Origin of the sequence: Clostridium cochlearium (assembly GCF_900187165.1) — a bacterium.
Lineage (GTDB): Bacteria > Bacillota > Clostridia > Clostridiales > Clostridiaceae > Clostridium_G > Clostridium_G cochlearium.
Genome location: NZ_LT906477.1, coordinates 2,386,017 through 2,409,346, shown reverse-complemented (window position 1 = coordinate 2,409,346; position 23,330 = coordinate 2,386,017). Strand labels below are relative to the sequence as shown.

23 protein-coding genes, 7 tRNA genes and 2 pseudogenes are annotated in these 23,330 nt (G+C 29.5%); 24 read left to right on the top strand and 8 right to left on the bottom strand.

All coding sequences use genetic code 11. The features are described 5' to 3' along the window. The first annotated feature begins 136 nt into the window (after window positions 1–136). Entirely contained in the window at window positions 137–319 is a 183-nt protein-coding gene (locus tag CKV72_RS11920) for a DUF1858 domain-containing protein (protein ID WP_089864599.1), read from the top strand. Between the two features lie 74 nt (window positions 320–393). Here CKV72_RS11920 and CKV72_RS11915 read toward each other — a convergent pair whose 3' ends face one another. Next, window positions 394–981, bottom strand: a complete 588-nt coding sequence (locus CKV72_RS11915; RefSeq protein ID WP_089864596.1) for an ECF transporter S component — start codon at window positions 979–981, stop codon at window positions 394–396. A gap of 315 nt (window positions 982–1,296) precedes the next feature. Here CKV72_RS11915 and CKV72_RS11910 point away from each other — a divergent pair, with 315 nt between their 5' ends. Continuing rightward, window positions 1,297–2,049 (top strand): acyl-[acyl-carrier-protein] thioesterase, encoded by a 753-nt coding sequence (locus CKV72_RS11910; RefSeq protein WP_089864594.1) that lies wholly within the window; start codon window positions 1,297–1,299, stop codon window positions 2,047–2,049. A 17-nt stretch (window positions 2,050–2,066) separates the two neighbouring features. On the opposite strand, the pseudogene CKV72_RS11905 reads toward CKV72_RS11910, so the two are convergent. Continuing rightward, window positions 2,067–3,289: pseudogene (locus CKV72_RS11905) on the bottom strand (BaiN/RdsA family NAD(P)/FAD-dependent oxidoreductase). Window positions 3,290–3,418: 129 nt separating this feature from the next. On the opposite strand from CKV72_RS11905, the gene CKV72_RS11900 reads away from it, so the two are divergent. The 9 genes from CKV72_RS11900 (at window position 3,419) to CKV72_RS11860 (ending at window position 5,381) form a co-directional block, all read left to right on the top strand. Then, window positions 3,419–3,802 (top strand): CoA-binding protein, encoded by a 384-nt coding sequence (locus CKV72_RS11900; protein WP_089864587.1) that lies wholly within the window; start codon window positions 3,419–3,421, stop codon window positions 3,800–3,802. A 5-nt stretch (window positions 3,803–3,807) separates the two neighbouring features. Next, window positions 3,808–4,623, top strand: a complete 816-nt coding sequence (locus tag CKV72_RS11895; protein WP_089864586.1) for a pyruvate, water dikinase regulatory protein — start codon at window positions 3,808–3,810, stop codon at window positions 4,621–4,623. Between the two features lie 160 nt (window positions 4,624–4,783). Then, window positions 4,784–4,858, top strand: a tRNA-Glu gene (locus CKV72_RS11890). Window positions 4,859–4,871: 13 nt separating this feature from the next. Then, window positions 4,872–4,947 (top strand) — tRNA-Val (locus tag CKV72_RS11885). Window positions 4,948–4,956: 9 nt separating this feature from the next. Next, a tRNA-Asp gene (locus CKV72_RS11880) sits at window positions 4,957–5,034 on the top strand. Window positions 5,035–5,053: 19 nt separating this feature from the next. Next, window positions 5,054–5,128 (top strand) — tRNA-Glu (locus tag CKV72_RS11875). 13 nt (window positions 5,129–5,141) lie between these two features. Beyond that, window positions 5,142–5,217 (top strand) — tRNA-Val (locus CKV72_RS11870). A gap of 7 nt (window positions 5,218–5,224) precedes the next feature. Then, window positions 5,225–5,302, top strand: a tRNA-Asp gene (locus tag CKV72_RS11865). 3 nt (window positions 5,303–5,305) lie between these two features. After that, window positions 5,306–5,381, top strand: a tRNA-Thr gene (locus CKV72_RS11860). 90 nt (window positions 5,382–5,471) lie between these two features. Here CKV72_RS11860 and CKV72_RS11855 read toward each other — a convergent pair. Together CKV72_RS11855 and CKV72_RS11850 are read right to left on the bottom strand one after the other, a co-directional pair. After that, window positions 5,472–6,482, bottom strand: coding sequence for an ATP-binding protein (locus CKV72_RS11855; protein ID WP_095178331.1), 1,011 nt, complete (start codon window positions 6,480–6,482; stop codon window positions 5,472–5,474). Next, window positions 6,479–7,453 (bottom strand): DnaD domain protein, encoded by a 975-nt coding sequence (locus CKV72_RS11850; RefSeq protein ID WP_089864580.1) that lies wholly within the window; start codon window positions 7,451–7,453, stop codon window positions 6,479–6,481. The genes CKV72_RS11855 and CKV72_RS11850 overlap by 4 nt, the downstream gene beginning before the upstream one ends. A 215-nt stretch (window positions 7,454–7,668) precedes the next feature. On the opposite strand from CKV72_RS11850, the gene CKV72_RS11845 reads away from it, so the two are divergent. From CKV72_RS11845 to CKV72_RS11785, 13 genes are all read left to right on the top strand, one after another. After that, window positions 7,669–9,180, top strand: a complete 1,512-nt coding sequence (locus CKV72_RS11845; protein ID WP_095177509.1) for a transposase — start codon at window positions 7,669–7,671, stop codon at window positions 9,178–9,180. Window positions 9,181–9,548: 368 nt separating this feature from the next. Next, on the top strand, window positions 9,549–10,622 hold the full coding sequence (locus CKV72_RS11840) for an NAD(P)H-dependent flavin oxidoreductase (protein WP_089864577.1): 1,074 nt from the start codon (window positions 9,549–9,551) through the stop codon (window positions 10,620–10,622). After that, window positions 10,615–11,070 (top strand): MarR family winged helix-turn-helix transcriptional regulator, encoded by a 456-nt coding sequence (locus CKV72_RS11835; RefSeq protein ID WP_089864574.1) that lies wholly within the window; start codon window positions 10,615–10,617, stop codon window positions 11,068–11,070. Before CKV72_RS11840 ends, CKV72_RS11835 begins: the two co-directional genes overlap by 8 nt. A 14-nt stretch (window positions 11,071–11,084) precedes the next feature. After that, entirely contained in the window at window positions 11,085–12,089 is a 1,005-nt protein-coding gene (locus tag CKV72_RS11830; protein ID WP_089864571.1) for a beta-ketoacyl-ACP synthase III, read from the top strand. Between the two features lie 19 nt (window positions 12,090–12,108). Beyond that, on the top strand, window positions 12,109–12,333 hold the full coding sequence (locus CKV72_RS11825) for an acyl carrier protein (RefSeq protein WP_089864568.1): 225 nt from the start codon (window positions 12,109–12,111) through the stop codon (window positions 12,331–12,333). Between the two features lie 10 nt (window positions 12,334–12,343). Next, entirely contained in the window at window positions 12,344–13,285 is a 942-nt protein-coding gene (gene fabK, locus CKV72_RS11820; RefSeq protein WP_089864566.1) for an enoyl-[acyl-carrier-protein] reductase FabK, read from the top strand. Then, window positions 13,278–14,216 (top strand): ACP S-malonyltransferase, encoded by a 939-nt coding sequence (fabD, locus tag CKV72_RS11815; RefSeq protein WP_095178330.1) that lies wholly within the window; start codon window positions 13,278–13,280, stop codon window positions 14,214–14,216. The genes fabK and fabD overlap by 8 nt, the downstream gene beginning before the upstream one ends. Before the next feature lie 5 nt (window positions 14,217–14,221). After that, window positions 14,222–14,977 carry a 3-oxoacyl-[acyl-carrier-protein] reductase gene (gene fabG, locus CKV72_RS11810; RefSeq protein ID WP_089864560.1) on the top strand — a complete coding sequence of 252 codons (756 nt, stop codon included), beginning with the start codon at window positions 14,222–14,224 and terminating at the stop codon, window positions 14,975–14,977. 20 nt (window positions 14,978–14,997) lie between these two features. Beyond that, entirely contained in the window at window positions 14,998–16,242 is a 1,245-nt protein-coding gene (gene fabF / locus CKV72_RS11805) for a beta-ketoacyl-ACP synthase II (RefSeq protein WP_095178329.1), read from the top strand. A 2-nt stretch (window positions 16,243–16,244) separates the two neighbouring features. Next, window positions 16,245–16,700: an acetyl-CoA carboxylase biotin carboxyl carrier protein gene (gene accB, locus CKV72_RS11800; RefSeq protein WP_089864553.1), complete on the top strand. Its 456-nt coding sequence runs from the start codon at window positions 16,245–16,247 to the stop codon at window positions 16,698–16,700. Window positions 16,701–16,715: 15 nt separating this feature from the next. Next, complete coding sequence (gene fabZ / locus CKV72_RS11795; protein WP_089864549.1) at window positions 16,716–17,144, top strand: 3-hydroxyacyl-ACP dehydratase FabZ; 429 nt, start codon at window positions 16,716–16,718, stop codon at window positions 17,142–17,144. 7 nt (window positions 17,145–17,151) lie between these two features. Next, window positions 17,152–18,492 (top strand): acetyl-CoA carboxylase biotin carboxylase subunit, encoded by a 1,341-nt coding sequence (locus CKV72_RS11790; protein ID WP_089864546.1) that lies wholly within the window; start codon window positions 17,152–17,154, stop codon window positions 18,490–18,492. Window positions 18,493–18,503: 11 nt separating this feature from the next. Then, window positions 18,504–20,231 carry an acetyl-CoA carboxylase carboxyltransferase subunit alpha gene (locus CKV72_RS11785; protein ID WP_089864544.1) on the top strand — a complete coding sequence of 576 codons (1,728 nt, stop codon included), beginning with the start codon at window positions 18,504–18,506 and terminating at the stop codon, window positions 20,229–20,231. 29 nt (window positions 20,232–20,260) lie between these two features. Here the strand turns inward: CKV72_RS11785 and CKV72_RS11780 are convergent, their stop codons facing one another. The 4 genes and pseudogenes from CKV72_RS11780 to CKV72_RS11765 all read right to left on the bottom strand — a co-directional run bounded on the left by CKV72_RS11780 (window position 20,261) and on the right by CKV72_RS11765 (window position 23,131). Beyond that, window positions 20,261–20,770, bottom strand: a complete 510-nt coding sequence (locus CKV72_RS11780) for a ferritin (RefSeq protein ID WP_089864542.1) — start codon at window positions 20,768–20,770, stop codon at window positions 20,261–20,263. Window positions 20,771–20,828: 58 nt separating this feature from the next. Then, entirely contained in the window at window positions 20,829–22,034 is a 1,206-nt protein-coding gene (locus CKV72_RS11775) for a S8 family peptidase (RefSeq protein ID WP_095178328.1), read from the bottom strand. Between the two features lie 76 nt (window positions 22,035–22,110). Beyond that, window positions 22,111–22,545 (bottom strand): DMT family transporter, encoded by a 435-nt coding sequence (locus tag CKV72_RS11770; RefSeq protein ID WP_089864536.1) that lies wholly within the window; start codon window positions 22,543–22,545, stop codon window positions 22,111–22,113. A gap of 95 nt (window positions 22,546–22,640) precedes the next feature. After that, a pseudogene (locus CKV72_RS11765) lies at window positions 22,641–23,131 on the bottom strand (dUTP diphosphatase). Between the last annotated feature and the right edge of the window lie 199 nt (window positions 23,132–23,330).

Here is a 23,330-nt window from a genome sequence, read left to right as displayed (position 1 = left end):
GAATATTTATATTTAATATGCATATATTAAATATAAATATATACTTGAAATATAAATATTTATTAATTATAATTAAATTAATAAATTAGACCAAATTAATAAACATTAAAAACTAATAAGAAAGGTAGGATTATATATGATTACTAAAGATATGACTATTGGTGAAATAATAAAGGCTAAACCAGAAGCAGCAGAAATACTTGCAACATTTGGAATGGGATGTGTATTTTGTCCATCAGCTCAGTCAGAAACAGTAGAACAAGCAGCTATGGTTCATGGATTAGATTTGAATAAACTTATGGAAGCTTTAAATAAATAATTTTAAAACCTGTGAAATTTTAATTTCACAGGTTTTTTAAAATTTGTCTATTTATGAAACTGAATTTTAAACGCTTACCTAATAAAAGTTTTTTTTACAGCCATAACTACTGGAACAGATATTACAATAGCAACACTTGCAGATACAAAACCATTTAACATATATGCAAGTATAGTAGTTTTAGCAGCATTTAGTGATATATGAAGTGCATTAGCAAATTTGTCTATATACAAAATATATATCAAACCCATTACACCTATGGTGTTTGTAAAAGAACCTATGGTACAAGCTAAGGATAGATTAAATATATTAGATTTTGTTTTTACAAATTTATATATTAAATAGGGAGTAACACCTATAAGTATTCTTGGAATTAAAGCTATTATTGGATTCATAAATAGAAAAGAAACAGGACTAGGCAAATTCATTGCTCTAAACATGCTAAATATCCCAAATAAAAGACCAGTTAATCCACCAACTACAGGACCTGCAATTAGAGAACCTATTATTACAGGAATATGCATAATAGTAGTATTTATTGGGGGGATGGGTATAAAACCTAATCCAGTAGATCCAAGTACAATTGTTACAGCAAATAAAATCCCAACTGTGGTTATTTGTTGGGTTTTTAACTTAGATTTGTTTAAAGAATTTTCACTCATATTAATACCTCCGATCTTATTCCTTAAAGGATATAAGTCATTTAATTTAATATTGATTTAGTTTTAAATAAAAAATTCAGTTTCATAAAGAATACCGATTGTTAAAATTTTATCATAAATTACCATAAAAGTAAACATATTTTACATAATAAATAATTAATAGTAAACATTGTATTTACTATATAATCTCTATACCTTAATTAAATTTAATTTATTAAAATTATGATAAATAATTTTAAATATATTTGTAGAATTATATATATGTAGGTTACAATGTAAATAAATTATAAGATAGGGAAGGGGTTTGGAATTTAAATGGAAACTGAGAAAGATTATGAGATACATTATTATGAAGTAGATTATAAAAAGAGAGCATTAATAACTAGTATAATAAATTATTTTGGTGATATTGCAACCAAACAATCAGAGGATATGAGTATAGGTTTTAAATATATGGAAGAAAATAAAATAGCTTGGGTAATACATAAGTGGGATATAAATATAAACAGTTTTCCTAAATATGGTGACATTATAAAAGTAAAAACCAGACCAAAATATTTTCAAAAATTTTATGCATATAGAGATTTTGAAATAAGAGATAGAAATGGGGAAAAAATAATTGAGGCTTTATCCCAATGGTTACTTATAGATACAGATAAAAGAAAATTAAAAAAAATACCTGAAGAACTTTGTAAAGCTTATAAAGTAGAAGAAACAGAATGTAAGGCTGTAAAAATGTCTAAAATAAAGAAACTTAAAAATATAAACAATGAAAAAACATTTAATGTAAGATATAGTGATATAGATACAAATGGACATGTAAATAATTCAAAATATGTATCTTGGATAATAGAGACAGTTCCTTTAGAAATAGTATTAAATTATACTTTAAAGAATTTAAAGATGGATTATAAAAAAGAAACAGTTTATGGTGATAAAGTTAAAGCTTTATGTGAAATAGAAAATAAGGATGATATCATAACATGTAAACATAGTATAATAGATAAAGATGGTAATGAACTAAATTTAGCTGAAACTACTTGGCAAAAAAATAAAGAAGCTGACTAATTTTCAGCTTCTTTATTTTATATGTTTTTACCAACAATATATCCACTACTCCAAGCCCATTGTAAGTTAAAGCCACCACAATCGGCATGTACATCTAAAAGTTCTCCAGTAAAATATAGATTAGGAATTAATTTTGATTCTAATGTGGCATCATTAACATTTAATGTATCAATACCACCACAAGTTACTTGAGAATTACAAAAACCATTAGTATCAGAAACCACAAACTCCCAATGCTTTAAAATGTTTAATAAAGCATTTTTTTCATTCCATTGTAATTCAAAAGCAGGTTTATGTATATCTTCTATACCGCATTCTTTTAAAATTATTGGTATTAGCTTTTTATTTAATATACCTATTAGACAATCATGTATACTTCTATAACTAAACATTCCAATATGATTTTCTAAAAATTCTTCAAAAGATTTTTTTTCTATATGGGGGAACATATCTATAACTATAGACACATGTTCCTTATTATATAAACATCTAGAAGCTAAGCTACTTATTTGTAGTATAGGTGGACCAGATATACCATAGTTAGTAAATAAAATTTCACCAAATTCTTTTCTTAGTAATGAATTATTTGAGTATAATTTACAAGTTCCATTAAATTTAATTCCTGATAAAGCTTTAAGACGATGATGCTTTAATTTTAATTGAACTAATCCAGGAGTAGGAGGAATTATATTATGTCCTAAAGATTTAGCTAAGGAAAATCCAGAACCATCAGAGCCAGTGTTAGGAGCAGATTTACCTCCGCAACTTAAGACTAATTTATTACATTTAAAAATATTGTTATTAATATCTTTTAATATAAATTTATTTTTTTTATAAGATATGTTATTTATTTTTTATCTAAATATATGGGTATATTTCTTTCAGATAAAGCTAATCTAAATACATCTAATACAGAAGAAGCCTGCAAAGACATAGGGTATAGTTTTCCATCATCTAACTCTATAAGTGGGATACCTAAGGAGTATATAAATTCTGTAAAATTGTCATAAGAAAATTCATTTAAAATTTTTGAATAAAAATTTTGGTTAGAACTAAAATATCGAGTATTTTTTATATTTTTATTAGTTATATTACATCTACCATTTCCTGTAGATAATATCTTTTTACCTATTCTATTATTTCCTTCTATTATAGCAACATCTAATCCTCTATCTTTAGCGATTATAGAAGTTATAATACCAGAGGCGCCTCCACCAACGATTAATATATCGTGATACAATATAATCTCTCCTTTTTATTTTATATAAAATAAACTATAACTATTATACATTAAAAGTATACAATATATAATATAAAACAAATTAATCAATAATATAACTAAATAAATTTATACGAGGAGGATTTAATTATGGATGCACAAAAATTATTGGAATATAAAAATTGGTTAGTAGCAGGAGATGTGGAAAATAAGTCGAAATATGCATATAGGATAAAAGAAACATTAAAAAAAGAAGGGTTTAATGTTTTTATGTTAAACCCTTATAGTAAGAGTGAAAACATTTATAAATATATATTTGAAATTAAAGAAAGAATAGATGTTATAGATTTATGTATTAATCCAAAGATAGGTATAGAAATAGTTAAAGAAGCATATAAAAATGGGATTAATAAAATTTTAATACAACCTGGAGCTGAAAGTGAGGAAATATTAGAATTTTGTAATGAAAATGATATTTTAGCAATAAGAGCATGTGTCTTAACAGAAATTGCATATATCAAGAGAAAGAGGTAGATAATATGTTAACTATATATGCTGTATCTGATTCAATAGGTGAAACAGCAGAACAAGTTTCTAAAGCAACAGCTAGACAATTTAAAGAAAGAGTAGATGTAAAAAGAGTAACTTATATTAGGAGCTTTGAAGAAGTAGATGATTTTATAAACAGTATAAAAGACCCAGAAAATAGCATGCTTATAAGTACTGTAGTATTAGTTGATATAAGAGAATTTTTAGTAGAAAGATGTATAGAAAGGGGAATAAGAATAGTAAATGTTTTAGGACCTTGTATAAGTACAGCTTCTAGAGTTTTAAAAACCACACCTACTTATGAACCAGGAGCAGTATGGAATATGGATGCTAGGTATTATAAAAAGATAGAAGCCATGGAGTTTGCTATGAGATATGATGATAGTAAAGATCATAATGGTATAAAACATGCAGATGTTATACTTGTAGGGTTATCAAGAACTTCTAAGACACCTTTGTGTATGTACTTAGCAAATAAAGGTATTAAGGCATTAAATGTTCCTATTATGCCAGAAGTCCCTATACCAGAACAACTATTTGAAATAGATAAAACAAAAATAATAGGACTTACTATAGATCCTATAAGACTAATGGAAATAAGAAAGCATAGAATGAATAAATTTAACCAACTTTCTTCTGAAATACAATATGCTAATGGGGAAAGAGTTTTAGAAGAATTAGAATATGCAGATAAAGTAATGAAAAGATTAAGATGTAAAATTATAGATGTAACCAATAGAGCTATTGAAGATACGGCGTTATTAATAATGGAATCTATAGGTTATAATGGATTTAAAGAAAACTAAAATATTTAAAACTGCAAAAACCTTGATTTTACTAGCTTTTTTGCAGTTTTAAATAAAAAATAAAAAAAAGTTTAAAAAAACTGTTGACACTTTATTAAATATCTTGTATTATAGTCTATGTCAGGTTGATACGCCGACAAAAACAACAAGAAAAAAACATGGCCCCTTGGTCAAGTGGTTAAGACACCACCCTTTCACGGTGGTAACATGGGTTCGAATCCCGTAGGGGTCACCACAATAAATATTATGGGCGCATAGCTCAGCTGGGAGAGCACCTGCCTTACAAGCAGGGGGTCACAGGTTCGAGCCCTGTTGTGCCCACCATAATATTATGGCCCAGTGGCTCAGTTGGTTTAGAGTGCCGGCCTGTCACGCCGGAGGTCGAGGGTTCGAGTCCCTTCTGGGTCGCCAATTAAAATTAAAAAAACATGGCCCCTTGGTCAAGTGGTTAAGACACCACCCTTTCACGGTGGTAACATGGGTTCGAATCCCGTAGGGGTCACCACAATAAATATTATGGGCGCATAGCTCAGCTGGGAGAGCACCTGCCTTACAAGCAGGGGGTCACAGGTTCGAGCCCTGTTGTGCCCACCATAATATTGGCCCAGTGGCTCAGTTGGTTTAGAGTGCCGGCCTGTCACGCCGGAGGTCGAGGGTTCGAGTCCCTTCTGGGTCGCCATATGCTGGCATGGCTCAATTGGCAGAGCAGCTGACTTGTAATCAGCAGGTTGTAGGTTCAAGTCCTATTGCCAGCTCCATTAATAAAAACCATACATATATATGTATGGTTTTTACTATGTTTAAAATATAATGTTAATATAAAAAATTCATAGACTGATTTTATTAGTCTATGAATTTTTTATATTAAATTGTTCCTTTTTTTCTAAATTTATTTTAACTCTTATGTCTTCACCAAAAAACTTACATAAAGTAAAGTTCCCTAACAATCTAGAAGAAATTCTTTCTGAATAAGTTTTTAATAATCTTTCTATGGAGAAATTTGTTGAAACAATCATTTTTTTCTGTTTTAATAATTTTCTATTTAACAGATTAAAAAATTCTACTTTAGAGAATTCAGTCAATGGTTCTGCCCCTAGATCATCTATTATAAGAAGATCAGAATTTATAAGTATATCTTCTAGACTTTTATTTTCATTAGGATTAAATCTGATTTCCCTAAGTTCATTTGTTAGATCCACAGCAGTTCTATATACAACCATGTGACCATTATCTATAAGTTCTTTTGCTATACAATGTGCTAAAAAGCTTTTTCCTGTACCAGAATTACCATAGAACAATAAGTTTTCATTTGAGGAATCAAATTTTTCAATAAAGTTCCAAGATATACTCATTATATTTTTAATATTTTCTCTAGGACTTTCTGGTTCATTAGGGCTTTTGCTAGGAGAAAAATATTCAAAGTTAAAGTTACCAAAATTATTTTGTTTTAGTATATGTTTTAGTTCAGAGTTTTCATATAGAACTTTGGTTAAAACTAATTTATAACAAGAACATCTATTAATTCCAATGAAACCCGTATCTTGACATTTAGTACAATTATAATGTAAATCTAAATAATCAATAGTATATCCATTGGCTACTAAAAGTTCAGATTTTTTAATTTTTAAATCTGTAATTTTATTTTTCATATTAGATATATAATTATTTAAATTAATTTGTTTATTTTTTAATATATTTAGTGATAGTTCTAAAGAAAGTTTTGATATTTGATTATCTATTTCTATTATACGAGGAACTTTTTTAGAAATTTCATTTTTCCTTTTAGCTAGGGATTTGACTTCCGCATCTCGCATTTTTTCATAAGTATTCATAACTTGTTCTTGATAGCTTTTTATCATTTATTATCCCATCCTAATAGTTTTTTCTCTAGTGCGTCAAAATCGTAGTCTCTTTGTTCGTAGTTATTAAAATTATCTATTTTAGTTTTAAAATTATTATTCTTTTTCATAGGTTTCTTTTTGTCCTTTATTAGTACATCATTTAGGGTCTTTATGCCATCCTTATGCCAGCTATTTAAAATACCATCGATATATTTAAAGTCTGCTTTATTTATTCTGTGAAAGCATATATCGCAAGCTTTAAAGATAACCTCTAAGGGAAAGTTATATATATTTAACCATTTAGTTAACATTTCTTCTTGAGGTTTCATTACTTCACCATCTTTTATACCGATGTATTTTAAAATTTTTCTTATGTTAATCCATTTATCCTCATGTTGTCTTATAAAATTTTGTGCTTCTTCTATAGTTCTTATATTAGAATCATGCCAAGATATAGCTATGGCCTCTATATATCTATAATCTGTTTTACCTTTAGATATACAATACTGAATGAGAAGCAAAATTATTTCAGGTTCAAAATTAAAATCTTTTATCCAGCTTATGTACATAGTAACTTCTTTAGTAGATAGAGGGCGACCAATAAGTTTTTCTATATCTAGTAGCATATCTTTTGTAGAACTATTATCTAATTCTTTAAGTAAATCAATACCGTCTTCGTTAGAAGATGGTGAATTTGATAAATCTAAAAATTCTATAGAGAAATTTCCCATATTATCTACAGGATTCATTTTTATTATACCTTCATTATTCCAATAGCTCCATGCATTTAAAACATCAGTTTCTAGTAGATGAAGAGCACTAGCCATAATAGACGAACTTACTCCAAGTTCTCCTGAAACACAGTATTTTAATCCCAAAAGGTAAACTTTAACGAATTCTCCACGGGCTTTAGGCATATATTTATCTATGAAAATATTGCTAACGGGAGTATAGTTAGCAGACTTGTTTTTAAATAAAAAAGTACCCAAAAGGTAAACCTCCCTTATGTATTAAAATATATTCGGAAACCCTTAGGCCTCCATTTATCTTAATCCCGAAGGGTGTCAATTTTAACTTCCCCCCAGAATTTTAAACAAAATATCAAAAAAACTTATATTTTTTCCAAAATCACTTGACAAAGTTTGTAAAATTTGTAGCCTCGCACTATAGAAACTATTTACAAAATATTGCGAGGTGATTTTTTATGTTAGGTTATTGGCGTAGCCATTGTGATTACCAAAGTCTTCTTTTGTCAAGCATTAGTGAACTTTATAAAACTGATCCCACTATCGTGGAATACTACTCATCAAGTATTGAAAAACTATATAATTTAAATCTTGATGATATAAAACCATTAATTAGAGAAACATATTCTCTAACTGGTAAACCTTCAAACCAGCAACCGGAACTCTTCAGATCATTTATATTAATGTCTGACTTAGGTTTTCATAGTCTACAAAAATGGATTAAGCACTTACGTGCACATGATATACTTTGCACCATCATTGGTGTTGAAAAATCTAATGTACCAGGATTAGGTACTCATTATGATTTCATATCGAGATTTTGGGGTATGAGCCCTAAGGCTGAAAAATCAGCCAAGGACTCACTTCATTCTTTTACTTCCAAGCCCCACAAAAAACTTGGCAAGAATGAAAAACTACCACCAAAACATCCTGGTGTTATTAAAAATTTAGTTGAACAGGCTCTTAAAGGACGAACTGTCGAAACTCGCCCTGAAAAGCTATTTCAACAAATTTTTGCTAAGTTAGCTATTGAGCCTTCCGCTAAACTCGGTCTCCTTGGTAATACTCAAAAACTTGATATATCAGGAGATGGTACCTGTCTTGAAACTGGCGGTAGCTCATTAGGCATTAAGACCTGTGATTGCATTAAAAAAGGTATTTTTAACTGCAAATGTAATAGAAGATTCTCTGACCCTGACGCTAGACGCGGTTGGGACAGTTACCACGAAAAATGGTATTATGGTCATTGCCTATATTTTCTTAGTGTCTATAATCCTAAACTTAAAAAGGATCTTCCTATATATTTTAGGATGGTACAAGCGCAGCGTTATGATGGTGTTACTGCAATTTTTGCACTTTCAGAAGTTAGAAAGATGTATCCTCAATTTAACTTTGATAAGTTCATCGCAGATGCTGCTCATGATAACTATCCTACGTATAAGCTTCTTAATGAATGGAATATAAAAGCTGTTATATCCCTTAATCCAAAGGGTGAAGGTAAAAATAAATATGAACCACCAATTGGATATACTAAGGACGGTATTCCCATCTGCAAATGCAACCAACCAATGGTATATGATTGGTACGATAAAGGCAGAAGTAGAATTAAATATAGATGTCCTTTAGTAAAAGGTAAAATTAAAGAATGTCCTCATAAGGAAGAATGTTCTCCTAGTGCCTACGGCCGTGTAATATACGTAAAGCCAAGTGATGACTTACGTTTATTTACTGCTATACCTAGAAACTCTGACCTTTGGAAACAAATAATGAAAAAGAGAACTTCTTCAGAGCGAGTAAATAAAAGAATACTTGAAGACTACAACATGGAACAAACCCACTGCCGTGGTAAAAAACGTTGGTCTTGGTGGACATTAATCCATAGCATCAATATTCATTTGGATGCTCAACTATCTGTTTCTAAAACTAACCTATTAGACATTATAAAATTAACTGCAAACAAAGCATGCTAGTCTAGATAATTGTTAAATTTTAAGAAAATTCACCTATCGGTGAGTTAGCTTTGCTATACTCTTTTTTAAAATAAAGTTAAATAAAAACAGTAATATAACAAATGCTCCGCACTAAAATAATATTAAAGCCATTTTGGAGCCAATTGGAAATTAGTTTCCGAATTCACTCTATTATAAATTTTATCATCGTACATATTATATTATAGCATATATGTATAGTTAATAAGCAACAATGGATGACCAGTGATAATGGAGAAAAATTATCCATAGTTGCTTTTAATTTAAAAGTTTATTGACAAAAAAAATTTTTAAGGATATACTTTGATTATCAAAATATTTGATTATCAAAAAATATAGGGAGGAATAATATGGATATATCTCCTTTACAAATAGGAAACTTAAAGTGTAAGATCCCAATTATTCAAGGGGGAATGGGCGTAGGTATATCTTTATCGGGGTTAGCTTCAGCTGTAACAAGAGAAGGTGGCATAGGAGTTATATCTGGCGTTCAAATAGGATTTAAAGAAAGTGATTTTGAATTCAACACAAAAGAAGCTAATTTAAGAGCATTAAAAAAAGAAATAAAAAAAGCAAAAGAAATGAGCAATGGTGGTATTTTAGGAGTTAATTTAATGGTGGCTATGAATGATTATGATGAAATGGTAAAAGTAGCAGTAGAGGAAGGAATAGATTTAATTATTTCTGGAGCTGGATTACCAACTAATTTACCTGAACTTATAAAAGATAAAGCGACTAAAGCAGTACCTATAGTATCTTCAGGTAAAGCAGCCAACGTTATATGTAAGTTATGGGATAAGAGATATTCTTATGTCCCAGATTTAGTAGTAGTAGAAGGACCAGAAGCAGGAGGTCATTTAGGATTTCATATGGATGACTTACAAGAAAATAAAAAAAAATCTTTAGAAGAATTATATGAGGAAGTAAAGAGAGTGTTAAAACAATTTGAAAAAAAGTACAATAAAAAAATATCTTTAGCTGTAGCAGGTGGAATATATTCTGGCTTAGATATTGCAAAATATTTTAAATTAGGTGCAGATGCAGTTCAAATGGGAACAAGATTCATAGCTACTGAAGAATGTGATGCTGACATGAACTACAAGAAAGCTTTTTTAAACTGTAGCAAAGAAGATATTGATATTATTAAAAGCCCTGTAGGATTGCCAGGAAGAGTAATTAAAAATAAGTTTTCTAATAGGGTATCTAAGGTAAAGGAAGAAGTATATAAATGTTTTAATTGCTTAAAAAGATGTAATCCTAAAGATACTCAATATTGTATATCAAAAGCTTTAATAAATTCAGCAAAGGGAAATATAGATGAAGGAATAATATTTTCAGGTAGCAATGGATATAAAATAAATGAAATAAAATCAGTAAAAGAATTGATTAAGGAGTTGATAATGGAGGTGAGAGAATGTGAGTAAATCAATGAATGTTTTAAATGAATTATTAGTAGACCTTTTTAATGACATACTTACAATTGAACAAAATGCTATTCAGTCTGGAGAGTTTAAAGACTTATCTGTTACGGAAATGCATACAATAGAAGCTATTGGGATGTATACACAAAAAACTATGTCAGAGGTGGCAAATGAACTTAATATAACTGTTGGCACATTAACTATAGCTATAAATAATCTTGTGAAAAAAGGATATGTGCAGAGAAGTAAGTCGGAAAAAGATAGAAGAATAGTCCAGATAAGTCTTACTAAAAGAGGTAAGCTTGCATATAGAATTCATAGTAAATTTCATTCAGATATGATAAAAGAAACAATATCTGGATTAACAGATGAAGAAGAGGAAGTACTTATAACTTCTTTAGAAAAGCTAAATAAGTTCTTTAAAGAAAAATATCATCTTAAAAAAGATTAAAAGGAGTACTAATAATGGCAAATAAAGAGGTGAAAATTTTATCTACTGGAAAATACTTACCACCAAAAGTAATATCTAATGATGACCTATCTAAAATAATAGATACAAATGATAATTGGATAAGAACTAGAACGGGCATAGGAGAAAGAAGAATTACGGTAGGAGAAAATACATCAGACTTAGGAACTAAAGCAGCCTTAGATGCCCTAAAAAAGGGAGGAGTATCACCTGAAGAATTGGATTTAATTATAGTAGCTACTATAACACCAGATTATTTTACACCTTCTACTGCTTGTATAATACAAAGAAATATTAAAGCTTATAATGCTTTTGCATTTGATATATCAGCAGCTTGTTCAGGTTTTACTTATGGAATTAGTATAGCATCTCAATTTATAAGAAATGGGGTAGCTAAAAAAGTTTTAGTTATAGGCGTAGAAACATTATCTAAATTAGTAGATTGGAATGATAGAAACACCTGTATATTATTTGGTGATGGAGCTGGGGCAGCTATAATTGCAGAGAGTAGTGAAAAGGGAATATCAAGTGTATACCTAGGTTCTGACGGAAGAGGAGCTAAGCTTTTAAAATGTAAATCTTCTAAATTAGATGTTAATAGTGATAAATTAAGCAAATTATTAAATTCAAAAGAAGAAGATTCAGAAATGGGATTTATAGATATGGATGGTAAGGAAATTTTTAAATTTGCAGTAAAAATAATGGTAAAAGGAATACAGGAAGTTTTAAAAGATAGTAATTTAGAATTAAAAGATATAAAGTATATAATTCCTCATCAAGCTAATTTGAGGATAATTGATCATGTAGCTAAAAAGTTCAACATAGACAAAGATAAATTTTATATAAATATTAATCATTATGGAAATACATCAGCTGCAAGTATTCCCATTGCATTAGCGGAAGTAGATGAACAAGGTCTCTTAAAAAAAGGAGATAATATTATATTAGTTGGCTTTGGCGGAGGATTAACTTGGGCAGCTTCATTAATTAAATGGATATAAATTTTAGGAGGTAATAAAAATGATTATTGATAAAGTGTTAGAAATTATAGGGGAACAATTAGGAATAGATGTACAGGAATTAAACACAGAAACATCTTTTGAAGAATTAGGAGTAGATTCTTTAGATTTATTTCAAATAGTTATAGAAATAGAAGAAGAATTTGATATTCAAATTGAAGATGCTGAATCTATTAAAACAATTGGAGATGCAGTTAAATTTGTAAAAGAAAGAGTTGAAAAATAGGAGGAATAGAATGAAAAAAAATGCATTTTGCAACATGATAGGAGTAAATTATCCTATTATACAAGGAGCTATGGCGTGGATTGCAGATAGTTCCTTAGCTTCAGCTGTTTCTAATGCAGGAGGATTGGGCATAATTGCTTCTGGTAATCAGCCAATAGATATAGTTAAAGAAGAAATAAGAAAAACTAAAGAATTAACTAAGAAACCTTTTGGTTTAAATATAATGCTTTTAAGTGATAATGCAGAAGAATTAGCTAAATTGGTTTGCGAAGAAAATATAAAAGTAGTTACCACTGGTGCAGGAAATCCAGGTAAGTATATAGATATGTGGAAAAAAAACAATGTAAAAGTTATTCCAGTTGTGGCATCTGTGGCTTTAGCAAAAAGAATGGAACGAGCTGGAGCAGATGCTGTAATAGTTGAAGGTTGTGAAGCAGGAGGGCATATAGGTGAACTTACCACTATGGCTCTTCTTCCACAAGTTGTAGATGCTGTAAATATACCTGTAATTGCAGCTGGAGGAATTGGAGATAAAAGAGGAGTCTTAGCAGCATTTATGTTAGGTGCTGTTGGAGTACAAGTAGGAACTAGGTTTTTAGTAGCTAAAGAATGTAATGTACATAAAAATTATAAAGAAAAAGTACTTGGTGCTAAAGACATTGATACTGTTGTTACTGGTAGAAATACAGGTCATCCTGTAAGAGTATTAAGAAATAGATTAACTAGACAATACCAAGTTTTAGAAAAGGAAAATGCTCCTATGGATGAGTTTGAAAAAATAACAAAGGGAGCATTAATAAAGGCGGTAAAAGAAGGAGATATACAAACGGGATCACTAATGGCAGGACAAATAGCTGGGTTAATATGTAAAGAGCAAAGTTGTAAAGAAATAATTGAAGAGATGTTTGATTTTAAAGAAGTGATAAAAGGATTGGAGAATTTGTATGAGTAATAAAATTGCTTTTTTATTTCCCGGGCAAGGATCTCAATATGTAGGTATGGGAAAGGAATTATACAATAATTTTAAAGAATGTAGAGATATTTTTAATAGAGCAGATAAAGTTTTAGATTTAAATGTAACAGATTTGTGTTTTAATGGTTCAGATGAAAAGTTAAACAAAACAGAATTTACTCAACCTGCAATATTAACTGTAAGTATGGCTATACTTGAAATAATCAAAAAAACAGGAATAGAAGCGCAAGTATCAGCTGGTTTAAGCCTTGGAGAGTATTCGGCTCTTATATATAGTGGTATGTTAAGTTTTGAAGATGGAGTTGAATTAGTGAGAAAAAGAGGCAAATTTATGGAGGAAGCTGTTCCAAAAGGTATAGGAGGAATGGCAGCTATAATAGGCTTAGATGAAGATGAAATATATAAAGTATGTAATGAAGTTTCAAATATAGGTGTGGTAGAGCCAGCAAATTTTAATTGTCCAGGTCAAATTGTTATTTCGGGTGAAATAAAGGCTTTAGAAATTGCTTGTAAAATGTGTGAAGAAAAAGGAGCTCTAAAAGCTGTAATGTTAAAAGTAAGTGGTCCTTTTCACAGTTCACTATTAAATAGGGCAGCGGATAATTTAGAAAAAGAGTTAAATAACATTAGTTTTGAAAAAGGATATATACCAGTAATAACTAATGTTACAGCAGATTTTATAGAATTAGATAAAGTAAAAAGTACTTTAAAGCAACAAGTTATGTGTAGTGTAAAATGGGAACAATCTATGAGAAAAATGATAAAAGATGGAGTAGATACTTTTATTGAAATAGGTCCAGGAAAAACATTAACTGCTTTCTTAAAAAAAACAGATAGAAGAATTAATGCATATAACATAGAAGATGTAAAATCACTTGAAAAAACCTTGAAAAAATTAGATATGGAGTGAAGAAAATGATGTCTTATAGACCTTTAGAAAACAAAACAGCTATTGTTACAGGAGGAAGTAGAGGTATTGGGAAAGCTATAGCAATGAAACTAGGTAATTTAGGTGCTTCTATAGTTTTAAATTATAGAAGTGATACTGATACTTTAAGAAATACTGTAAAGGAATTAGAAGAATTAAACATTAACGTAGTTGCAGTGAAAGCAGATATAAGTGATTACAAAGAATGTGAAAAGATGATAAAAGTAGCGTTAGATAAGTTTAGTAAAATAGATATTTTAGTTAATAATGCTGGAATAACAGCGGATAATCTTATGTTAAGAATGAAGGAAGAAGAATTTGATAGGGTAATAAAAACAAATTTAAAAGGAACCTTTAATTGTGTAAAACACTGTACTCCAATAATGATAAAAAAGAGATATGGAAAAATAATAAATATATCATCTGTAGTTGGTATATCAGGAAATATAGGTCAGTGTAATTATGCAGCAGCTAAAGCAGGGGTAATTGGACTTACTAAATCTTTAGCAAGAGAATTAGCATCAAGATCTATAAATGTAAATGCTATAGCACCAGGTTTTATAGAGACAGATATGACCAATGCACTGTCAGATAAAGCAAAGGAAAACATTATAAATAGTATTCCTCTTAAAAGAGTTGGTAAAGCTGAAGATGTGGCAGAATTAGTAGCATTCTTAGCTTCAGATAATTCATCTTATATTACAGGTCAAGTTATAAACGTAGACGGGGGAATGGTTATTTAAATTATTTTAGGAAGGTTGGTATGTTAAAAATGAGAAGAGTAGTAGTTACAGGAATGGGTGCAGTAACACCTATAGGTAATGATGTAAATACTTTTTGGAATAATGTAAAGCTTGGTACTTGCGGTATAGATTTTATAAAAAATTTTAATACAGAAGATTTTAAAGTTAAATTAGCTGCAGAAGTAAAGGATTTTGAACCTTCAAAGGTAATAGAAAAAAGGGAATTAAAAAGAATGGATAAATATTGTCAATTTGCTGTAGTGGCGGCAGAAGAAGCAATAAAAGATTCCAATTTAAATTTAGATAGTATAGATAAAGAAAAGTTTGGGGTAGTAGTAGGTTCAGGTATAGGTGGTATAGAAACCATAGAGAAACAGCATAAGACTTTAATGGAGAAGGGACCTAATAGAGTTCATCCATTATTTATACCTATGATAATAAGTAATATGGCGGCGGGAAATATTGCTATAAGATATGGAGCAAAGGGCATATGTACAACAGTAGTAACAGCTTGTGCTACAGGTACAAATTCCATTGGAGAAGCTTATAGAATGATACAAAACGGAACTTCTGAAGTAATGATTGCAGGGGGAACAGAAGCATCTATAACACCTTTAGCTATGGCTGGTTTTACATCTCTTACTGCATTAAGCAAAAGTGAAGATCCTATGAGAGCATCTATACCTTTTGATAAAGAGAGAAATGGATTTGTAATGGGAGAAGGAGCAGGAATATTAATTTTAGAATCTCTAGAACATGCTCAGAAAAGAGGAGCAAAAATATATGCTGAAATGGTTGGATATGGAGCAACTTGCGATGCTTATCATATAACATCACCAGCACCAGGAGGAGAAGGAGCCTCTAGAGCAATTAGATTGACAATAGATGAAGCTAATATATCTCCTAGTGAAGTATCTTATATAAATGCTCATGGTACAGGGACAGAATATAACGACAAATTTGAAACAGAAGCTATTAAAAATGTATTTAGAGAAGATGCTAAGAATATACCAGTAAGTTCTATAAAATCTATGACAGGACATTTACTAGGAGCAGCAGGGGGAGTTGAAGCTATTGCTTCTGTAAAATCTATATATGAAGATTTTATACCACCAACTATAGGATATAAAGTAAAAGATGAAGAATGTGATTTAGACTATGTACCTAATAAAGGTAGATACCAAGAAGTAAAATATGCTATGTCTAACTCCTTAGGATTTGGAGGACATAATGCAGTTATCCTATTTAAAAAGTGGAGTGATTAATTATGGATTTAAAGAATATTGGTGAATTAATAAAAATAATGAGTGGGTCAACAATAAAACTTTTAGAAATAAAAGAAAAAGATGTATATATAAAATTAGAAAAAGAGGATTGTAAAGTAACAATAAATGATGGGGAATTAGCTAGTAACGCCATAAAAGATGAAAAAATACATGTGCAGAGTACAGATTTAGATGAAGAAAGTTTTGAGGATAAAAACTTTACAAGTGTAGTATCTCCAATTGTAGGAACTTTCTATGAAGCAGCGTCTCCAGATAAAGAACCTTTTGTAAAAGTTGGAGATAAGGTAAAAAAAGGTGATGTTTTATGCATAATAGAAGCTATGAAACTTATGAATGAAATAAAAAGTGATATAGATGGTACTGTAGAAAAAGTATTAGTTAAAGATGGTCAGTTGGTAGAATATGGAATGGACTTATTTAAAATATCTCCAAATTAAGGAAGGTGTTGCTATATGAAAAATTTATATATAAAAGACATATTAGAAATATTGCCTCATAGATATCCTATGCTTTTAGTTGATAAAGTTGAAAGAATTGAACCTGGAAAAAACATTGTAGCTTATAAAAATGTAACATTCAATGAAGAGTTTTTTAGAGGTCATTTCCCAGATGAACCAGTAATGCCTGGAGTATTAATTATAGAGGCATTAGCACAAGCAGGAGCTATAGCAGTATTAACTTTAGATGAATTTAAAGGAAAAATACCGTATTTTGCTGGGATAAATAAAGCTAAATTTAGAAAGAAAGTTATTCCAGGAGATACTCTAAAATTAGAAGTAGAAATGATTAAATTGAGGGGTTCTGCAGGTATAGGAAAAGGAATAGCTATGGTAGATGAAAAAGTAGTAGCTGAAGCGGAAATCATGTTTATGATAGGGTGATGAGTATATGTTTAAAAAGATATTAATAGCTAATAGAGGGGAAATAGCGGTACGAATTATAAGAGCGTGTAGAGAAATGGGAATAGAGACAGTAGCAGTATATTCTGAAATAGATAAGGAAAGTCTTCATGTTGAAATGGCTGATGAAGCTATATGTATAGGACCTCCTTCTCCAAAAGATAGCTATCTTAATATAAAAAATATATTAAGTGCTACAGTTTTAACTGGTGCAGAAGCTATACATCCAGGTTTTGGATTTTTATCTGAAAACAGTAAATTTGCTAGCATGTGTAAAGAATGCAATATAGTTTTTATAGGACCTGATTCTGAATTAATAGATAAAATGGGTAATAAGTCTAATGCTAGGAGGATTATGGAAGAGGCAGGAGTAGCTGTTGTACCAGGGTCTAAAAAGCCAATAGAGAATAGCCAAGAGGCTTTAGATCTAGCAGAAAAAATAGGATATCCCGTTATGATAAAAGCTTCAGCCGGTGGAGGAGGAAGAGGTATAAGAGTAGTTAAACATGAAAAAGAGCTAATAGAGGCTATAAATACTGCAAAAAAAGAAGCACTTTCAGCTTTTGGAGATGATAGTATGTATATGGAAAAATACATTGAATGTCCAAAGCACGTGGAGATACAAATATTAGGAGATAATTATGGAAATATAGTGTACTTAGGAGAAAGGGATTGTTCTATACAAAGAAGAAATCAAAAAATTTTAGAGGAAGCTCCATGTAGTGTAATAACACAGGAACTAAGAAATAAAATGGGAGAAGCTGCGGTGAGAGCAGCTAAGTATGTAGGATATAAAAATGCTGGAACTATTGAATTTTTATTAGATAAGCATAATAATTTTTATTTTATGGAAATGAATACAAGAATTCAAGTAGAACATCCTATAACAGAATTTATTACGGGAGTAGATTTAATAAAAGAGCAAATAAAAATTGCAGCTGGAATGAAACTAAGTTTTTCTCAAGAAGATATAAAAATACAAGGACATTCTATCGAATGTAGAATTAATGCGGAAGATACTTTAAATAATTTCATGCCTTGTCCTGGAAGAATAAGTGGATTGTTTATACCAGGGGGATTAGGAATCAGAGTAGATAGTAATATATATGATGGATATACTATTCCACCTACCTATGATTCTATGATAGCAAAGTTAATAGTTCATGGTAGGGATAGACATGAAGCTATAAACAAAATGAAAAGAGCTCTAGGAGAGTTTTTAATAGATGGTATAAAGACCAATATAGATTATCATATGAGTATATTAAATAATGAGAAATTTATTTCTGGTAATTATGATACAGGTTTTATAGGTAGAGACCATAAGTAGGAGATGATTAAGTGTTTAAAAGATTATTTAAGAAAACTAAATATATAACTGTTAGTTCTCATAATCTTAATGAAAAAGACTCAACACAGGAAAAACCCCTAATACCCGATTATATGTGGAGCAAATGCGAAAAATGTGGTCAAATTATATATAGTAAAGATTTAAAGAAAAATTATAGCATTTGTGGTTTTTGTAAAAATCATTTTAGGATATCTGCCTATGATAGAATACAACAAATAATAGATGAAGATACATGGGAAGAAATAGATAAGTATTTATCCTCTGTTAATCCACTGAACTTTAAAGGGTATGATGAAAAAGTAGAAAAAACACAAGAAAAAACACAGCTAAATGAAGCGGTAGTTACGGGAATAGGCAATATAAATGGACAAAAAGCTGTAGTATGTATTATGGACAGTAGATTTTTTATGGGAAGTATGGGTTCTGTTGTGGGGGAGAAAATTACTAGGGCCATAGAGAAAGCCATAGAAAATAGACTCCCATTAATAATATTTACGGCATCAGGAGGAGCACGTATGCAGGAGGGGATGTTTTCCTTAATGCAAATGGCCAAAGTTAGTGCTGCACTTTCTAAATTATCTCAAGCAGGACTTTTATATGTCACAGTTCTTACAGATCCAACTACAGGTGGAGTAACAGCTAGTTTTGCCATGTTAGGGGATATAATTTTATCGGAGCCTGGAGCATTAATAGGATTTGCAGGAAAAAGAGTAATAGAGCAAACAATAAATAAAAAGCTTCCTCATGGATTTCAAACAGCTGAGTTTTTAATGAAACATGGTTTTATAGATAAAATTGTGAATAGAAAAGATTTAAAAGACACATTATCAATGATTTTAAAATTTCATAAAGAAAATTATGAAATTAAATCTTGTGATGATATTATAATAGATAACTTAAATATATCTAAAAATAAATTAGATGCATGGCAAAAGCTAAAATTGGTTAGAAATGAGAAAAGACCTACGGCTTTAGATTATATAAATAATGTATTTGAAAATTTTATAGAATTTCATGGAGACAGATACTATGGAGATGATCCTTGTATAGTTGGCGGAATAGGATTTTTAAATGGTATGCCAGTAACAGTAATTGCCCAACAAAAGGGAAGAGATTTAAATGAAAATATAGAAAGAAATTTTGGTATGCCTAATCCTGAAGGATACAGAAAAGCCTTGCGTCTTATGAAGCAAGCAGAAAAATTTAATAGACCTATAGTTTGTTTTATAGATACCCCAGGAGCATACTGTGGTGTAGAGGCAGAAGAAAGAGGTCAAGGAGAGGCAATAGCTAAGAATCTAATAAATATGATTTCCTTAGAAGTGCCTATAATTTCTATTGTTATAGGAGAAGGGGGAAGTGGTGGAGCATTAGCCCTTTCTGTAAGTGATAAAATATGGATGTTAGAAAATGCAGTATATTCTCTTTTATCTCCAGAAGGTTTTGCTAGTATACTATGGAAAGATGCTACTAAAGCAGAAGAAGCTGCAAATATTATGAAAATAACATCTGAGGATTTAAAAAATTATAGTCTAATAGATAAAATATTATATGAACCCTATGGTGACGCAAGTAAAGATGTAAAATTTATGTCTGATATAATAAAAAATAATTTAATTAAAGAGATTAATAATTTAGAACAATTAGATACAATAGAACTTCTAAATAAAAGATATAATAAATTTAGAGTAATAGGTGAATATAAAAATAAAACCTAAGCTTTTAATATTAGCTTAGGTTTTTTTAGTTATTCAGTAACAGGAGGAGTGAACACTCTCTGTTGTAATTCTTTATCTAACATATATATAGCTGTTTCATTATCTTTTATTCTATCTAGTTTGGATACTAAAGTAGAAAAAGTATCCTCCTCTTCTACTTGTTCATCTATAAACCATTGTAAAAAGCTTATAGTAGCATGATCTCTTTCTTCCATAGCTAAATCCATAAGACTATATATTTTTTTGGTAACAATTTGCTCATGTGCATAAGCTGTTTTGAACACATCAAGTATGGAATTAAAATTATTATTAGGTCCTTTTATAGCACCAATTTCAACTCTTCCACCTACTTGATTAACATAGTCAAAGAATTTCATAGCATGAAATCTTTCTTCTTTAACTTGAGCATCGAAAAAGTTAGCAAAACCATCTAAATCTATAGAATTACAATAAGCTTGCATAGCTAAATATATATTTTCTGATTCCATTTCAAAATTTATTTGATCGTTTATAGCCTTATTTAATTTTTCACTAATCATAATTAATATACCTCCTCTTTTGTTTTACACTATATCTTCATTTTACCATAAACAATTGCTATTTCAAATAATTAGGCAACAATTTCGATAAATTTAGTATACCATGCCCTTGTATATCTTTAGGAATATCTTGAAGCTCGGAAGACACTTTCAGTAGAGCTTTTATATCTTTTAAGTTTAAACTAGAATTATTTTCATATAACAGGGCACATAATCCAGCAACATAAGCAGCAGCATAGGAGGTGCCTGTAAAATTTGAATAAGGTTCTTCAAGAATTTTAGGATATAATTTTCTTCCATTTCTTTCTGAAATATAATTGACATTTGTATTTGTAGAAACTATATCAACACATCCAGCAGAAACATCTGGTTTATTTAACTTAAAATTTGGACCAGCAGAAGAATTGATATAGGGTTTAATTTCTTTATCTATATTCAAACCTCCTACAGTGATACATGTATCCAAAAGAGCAATACCTTTCATAGAATTAAAGTTATTTCCATTGTGTCCTGAAGGAACAATTATTGTAATATTTTTTGAAACAGCTATTGAAAATAAATTATTAAATAAGGAAATGAGTTTTTTATTGTTATTTAAAACTTCAAATGGCAGACAAATAACTTTTATGTTGAATTTATCACTATCCTCTATTAATATGCTTAGAGCATAAAGTATATCAGATATAAAACCTCTGCCTATATTGTTAAATGCCTTTATACAATATAAGTAACTATCTTGGGCTATACCCTTATAAATTCCCTTTGAAGAGTAGCCATTACTACAAATTATTCCCGACACTGAAGTGCCATGCCCATTATCATCGTATGGATATTTATAATGATTTACTAAATCTACAAATTTAGATATTCTATTTTTAGGCGTTATAAAATCCATATGTGGATAAGTTCCACTATCAATTATTCCTATTCCTATATTTTTTCCAGTGAGTTTATAATTTTTTTCTAAAGGAATTTTATTTGCGCTAAATACACTTTTTCCACATAAAAAAGCGTAAGAATCAAGAAAAATATAATCGATATTTGGATATTCTAAAAGTTTGTTTATTGAGGAAGCTGGAACTATGGCACATATACATTTTATAGAATCGATAGAAAATAAAATTTTGCCTTTATAAAATTTTATTTTATTTTCTATTTTTTGTTGGAGAGTTTTGCAACATATAATTATTCTGATGTTTTTATAAATGTTTTTATCTAAAGTATCTGATAAGTCTGGACATAATTTACTTTTAAAATTGAACAAATTGAAATTCTCCTTTAAACTTATTTCTATATACAATATAGTATATGTGACAGTATATGTGATTAAACTTTTTAAATTATTTAAATTCCCACTTAAAAACAACTATCCCAACTATCATAATTACAATTCCTAGTACTTTACTTATACCAAATTTTATTTGCTCAGAACCAAATAGAGCAAAAGCATCTATTAAAGCTGCAGATAGTAATTGAGCTACTAATATTGTAGAGATTGCATAAGTAGGTCCTAAAGATTTTATACCTTTCATTACAGTAAATATAATTATTACCCCTAATAAACCTCCAGATAAATACAATTTATTTACTTCTTTAATTTTTTTAATATTTCCATCACCTAATAATAGGAGCATTATTAAAGTTAAGACCATGCCTATGCTTTGTACTATGAAATTAGCCTCCCAAAGACCAACTTTATCGCTTAGACGAGTGTTAAAAACACCCTGAAAACTCATTGAAATTCCTGCTATAATTGAAAATATTATACCTAACATAAATACACCACCTTTTGTAGGTATTTTATCCAAGTGGCGTAATAATTATTTAAATAAAATAAAAAATGTAGAGTTTAAACCCTACATTTTAAATATTAGTAACCTATAACTTGTCTTTGATGATTTATATTATTTTTTACGTAATAGGCATTTTCTATTTCTTCTTCTGTAAACCCTAGGCTAAATCCTAGATATAAAAAATCTTCAAACAAAGTTTGATAATGATCCTTTGATGAACAGACTATAAAGTCATTAATATCAATATAAAGATTCAAAAATTGATTAGTTATATTGCTGCTTATTCCTTCATTAGGAGTATTAAAATTTAAATAATTAAAACCTTTATCCAATCCAATTGTTAGTAGAAAGTGAAGACAATCTGCATATTCTTCTAATATTGTATTTTTAGCAGAAGGTCCTTTATTACTCCAGAATTTGAAACATCTAGTTTCATTTGCTAACTCGGCAATTTCCACCTGTAATGCTAAAAGTTTTTCAGAAAGAAGAGATTTCCCACTTAAATTATGTTTTTAGAGATATGGTTATCTAACTTTTCCTGTGTAAGGAAAAGGTTCGTAAAATCCATAAAGTAAGCCGCCTTTCTATATATAATAAAATTTTTAGTACATATCTATTTTATACAAATAATAATAAAATTTAAAGGTACAGCAATCGGTTACAGTAAAAAAACATAAAAAATAATCGAAATATTTAGCAAAAGTTAGATGAAATCGATTAATGATATTAATAAATTACTTACATTAAAAAATATTATAAAATAATAG

What these genes read in the sequence shown, in the direction of transcription:
- CKV72_RS11920 (WP_089864599.1), top strand. Translation starts at nt 137, where the DNA reads ATGATTACTAAAGATATGACTATTGGTGAAATAATAAAGGCTAAACCA.
- CKV72_RS11915 (WP_089864596.1), bottom strand. Translation starts at nt 981, where the DNA reads ATGAGTGAAAATTCTTTAAACAAATCTAAGTTAAAAACCCAACAAATA.
- CKV72_RS11910 (WP_089864594.1), top strand. Translation starts at nt 1,297, where the DNA reads ATGGAAACTGAGAAAGATTATGAGATACATTATTATGAAGTAGATTAT.
- CKV72_RS11900 (WP_089864587.1), top strand. Translation starts at nt 3,419, where the DNA reads ATGGATGCACAAAAATTATTGGAATATAAAAATTGGTTAGTAGCAGGA.
- CKV72_RS11895 (WP_089864586.1), top strand. Translation starts at nt 3,808, where the DNA reads ATGTTAACTATATATGCTGTATCTGATTCAATAGGTGAAACAGCAGAA.
- CKV72_RS11855 (WP_095178331.1), bottom strand. Translation starts at nt 6,482, where the DNA reads ATGATAAAAAGCTATCAAGAACAAGTTATGAATACTTATGAAAAAATG.
- CKV72_RS11845 (WP_095177509.1), top strand. Translation starts at nt 7,669, where the DNA reads ATGTTAGGTTATTGGCGTAGCCATTGTGATTACCAAAGTCTTCTTTTG.
- CKV72_RS11840 (WP_089864577.1), top strand. Translation starts at nt 9,549, where the DNA reads ATGGATATATCTCCTTTACAAATAGGAAACTTAAAGTGTAAGATCCCA.
- CKV72_RS11830 (WP_089864571.1), top strand. Translation starts at nt 11,085, where the DNA reads ATGGCAAATAAAGAGGTGAAAATTTTATCTACTGGAAAATACTTACCA.
- CKV72_RS11825 (WP_089864568.1), top strand. Translation starts at nt 12,109, where the DNA reads ATGATTATTGATAAAGTGTTAGAAATTATAGGGGAACAATTAGGAATA.
- fabK (WP_089864566.1), top strand. Translation starts at nt 12,344, where the DNA reads ATGAAAAAAAATGCATTTTGCAACATGATAGGAGTAAATTATCCTATT.
- fabD (WP_095178330.1), top strand. Translation starts at nt 13,278, where the DNA reads ATGAGTAATAAAATTGCTTTTTTATTTCCCGGGCAAGGATCTCAATAT.
- fabG (WP_089864560.1), top strand. Translation starts at nt 14,222, where the DNA reads ATGATGTCTTATAGACCTTTAGAAAACAAAACAGCTATTGTTACAGGA.
- fabF (WP_095178329.1), top strand. Translation starts at nt 14,998, where the DNA reads ATGTTAAAAATGAGAAGAGTAGTAGTTACAGGAATGGGTGCAGTAACA.
- accB (WP_089864553.1), top strand. Translation starts at nt 16,245, where the DNA reads ATGGATTTAAAGAATATTGGTGAATTAATAAAAATAATGAGTGGGTCA.
- fabZ (WP_089864549.1), top strand. Translation starts at nt 16,716, where the DNA reads ATGAAAAATTTATATATAAAAGACATATTAGAAATATTGCCTCATAGA.
- CKV72_RS11790 (WP_089864546.1), top strand. Translation starts at nt 17,152, where the DNA reads ATGTTTAAAAAGATATTAATAGCTAATAGAGGGGAAATAGCGGTACGA.
- CKV72_RS11780 (WP_089864542.1), bottom strand. Translation starts at nt 20,770, where the DNA reads ATGATTAGTGAAAAATTAAATAAGGCTATAAACGATCAAATAAATTTT.
- CKV72_RS11770 (WP_089864536.1), bottom strand. Translation starts at nt 22,545, where the DNA reads ATGTTAGGTATAATATTTTCAATTATAGCAGGAATTTCAATGAGTTTT.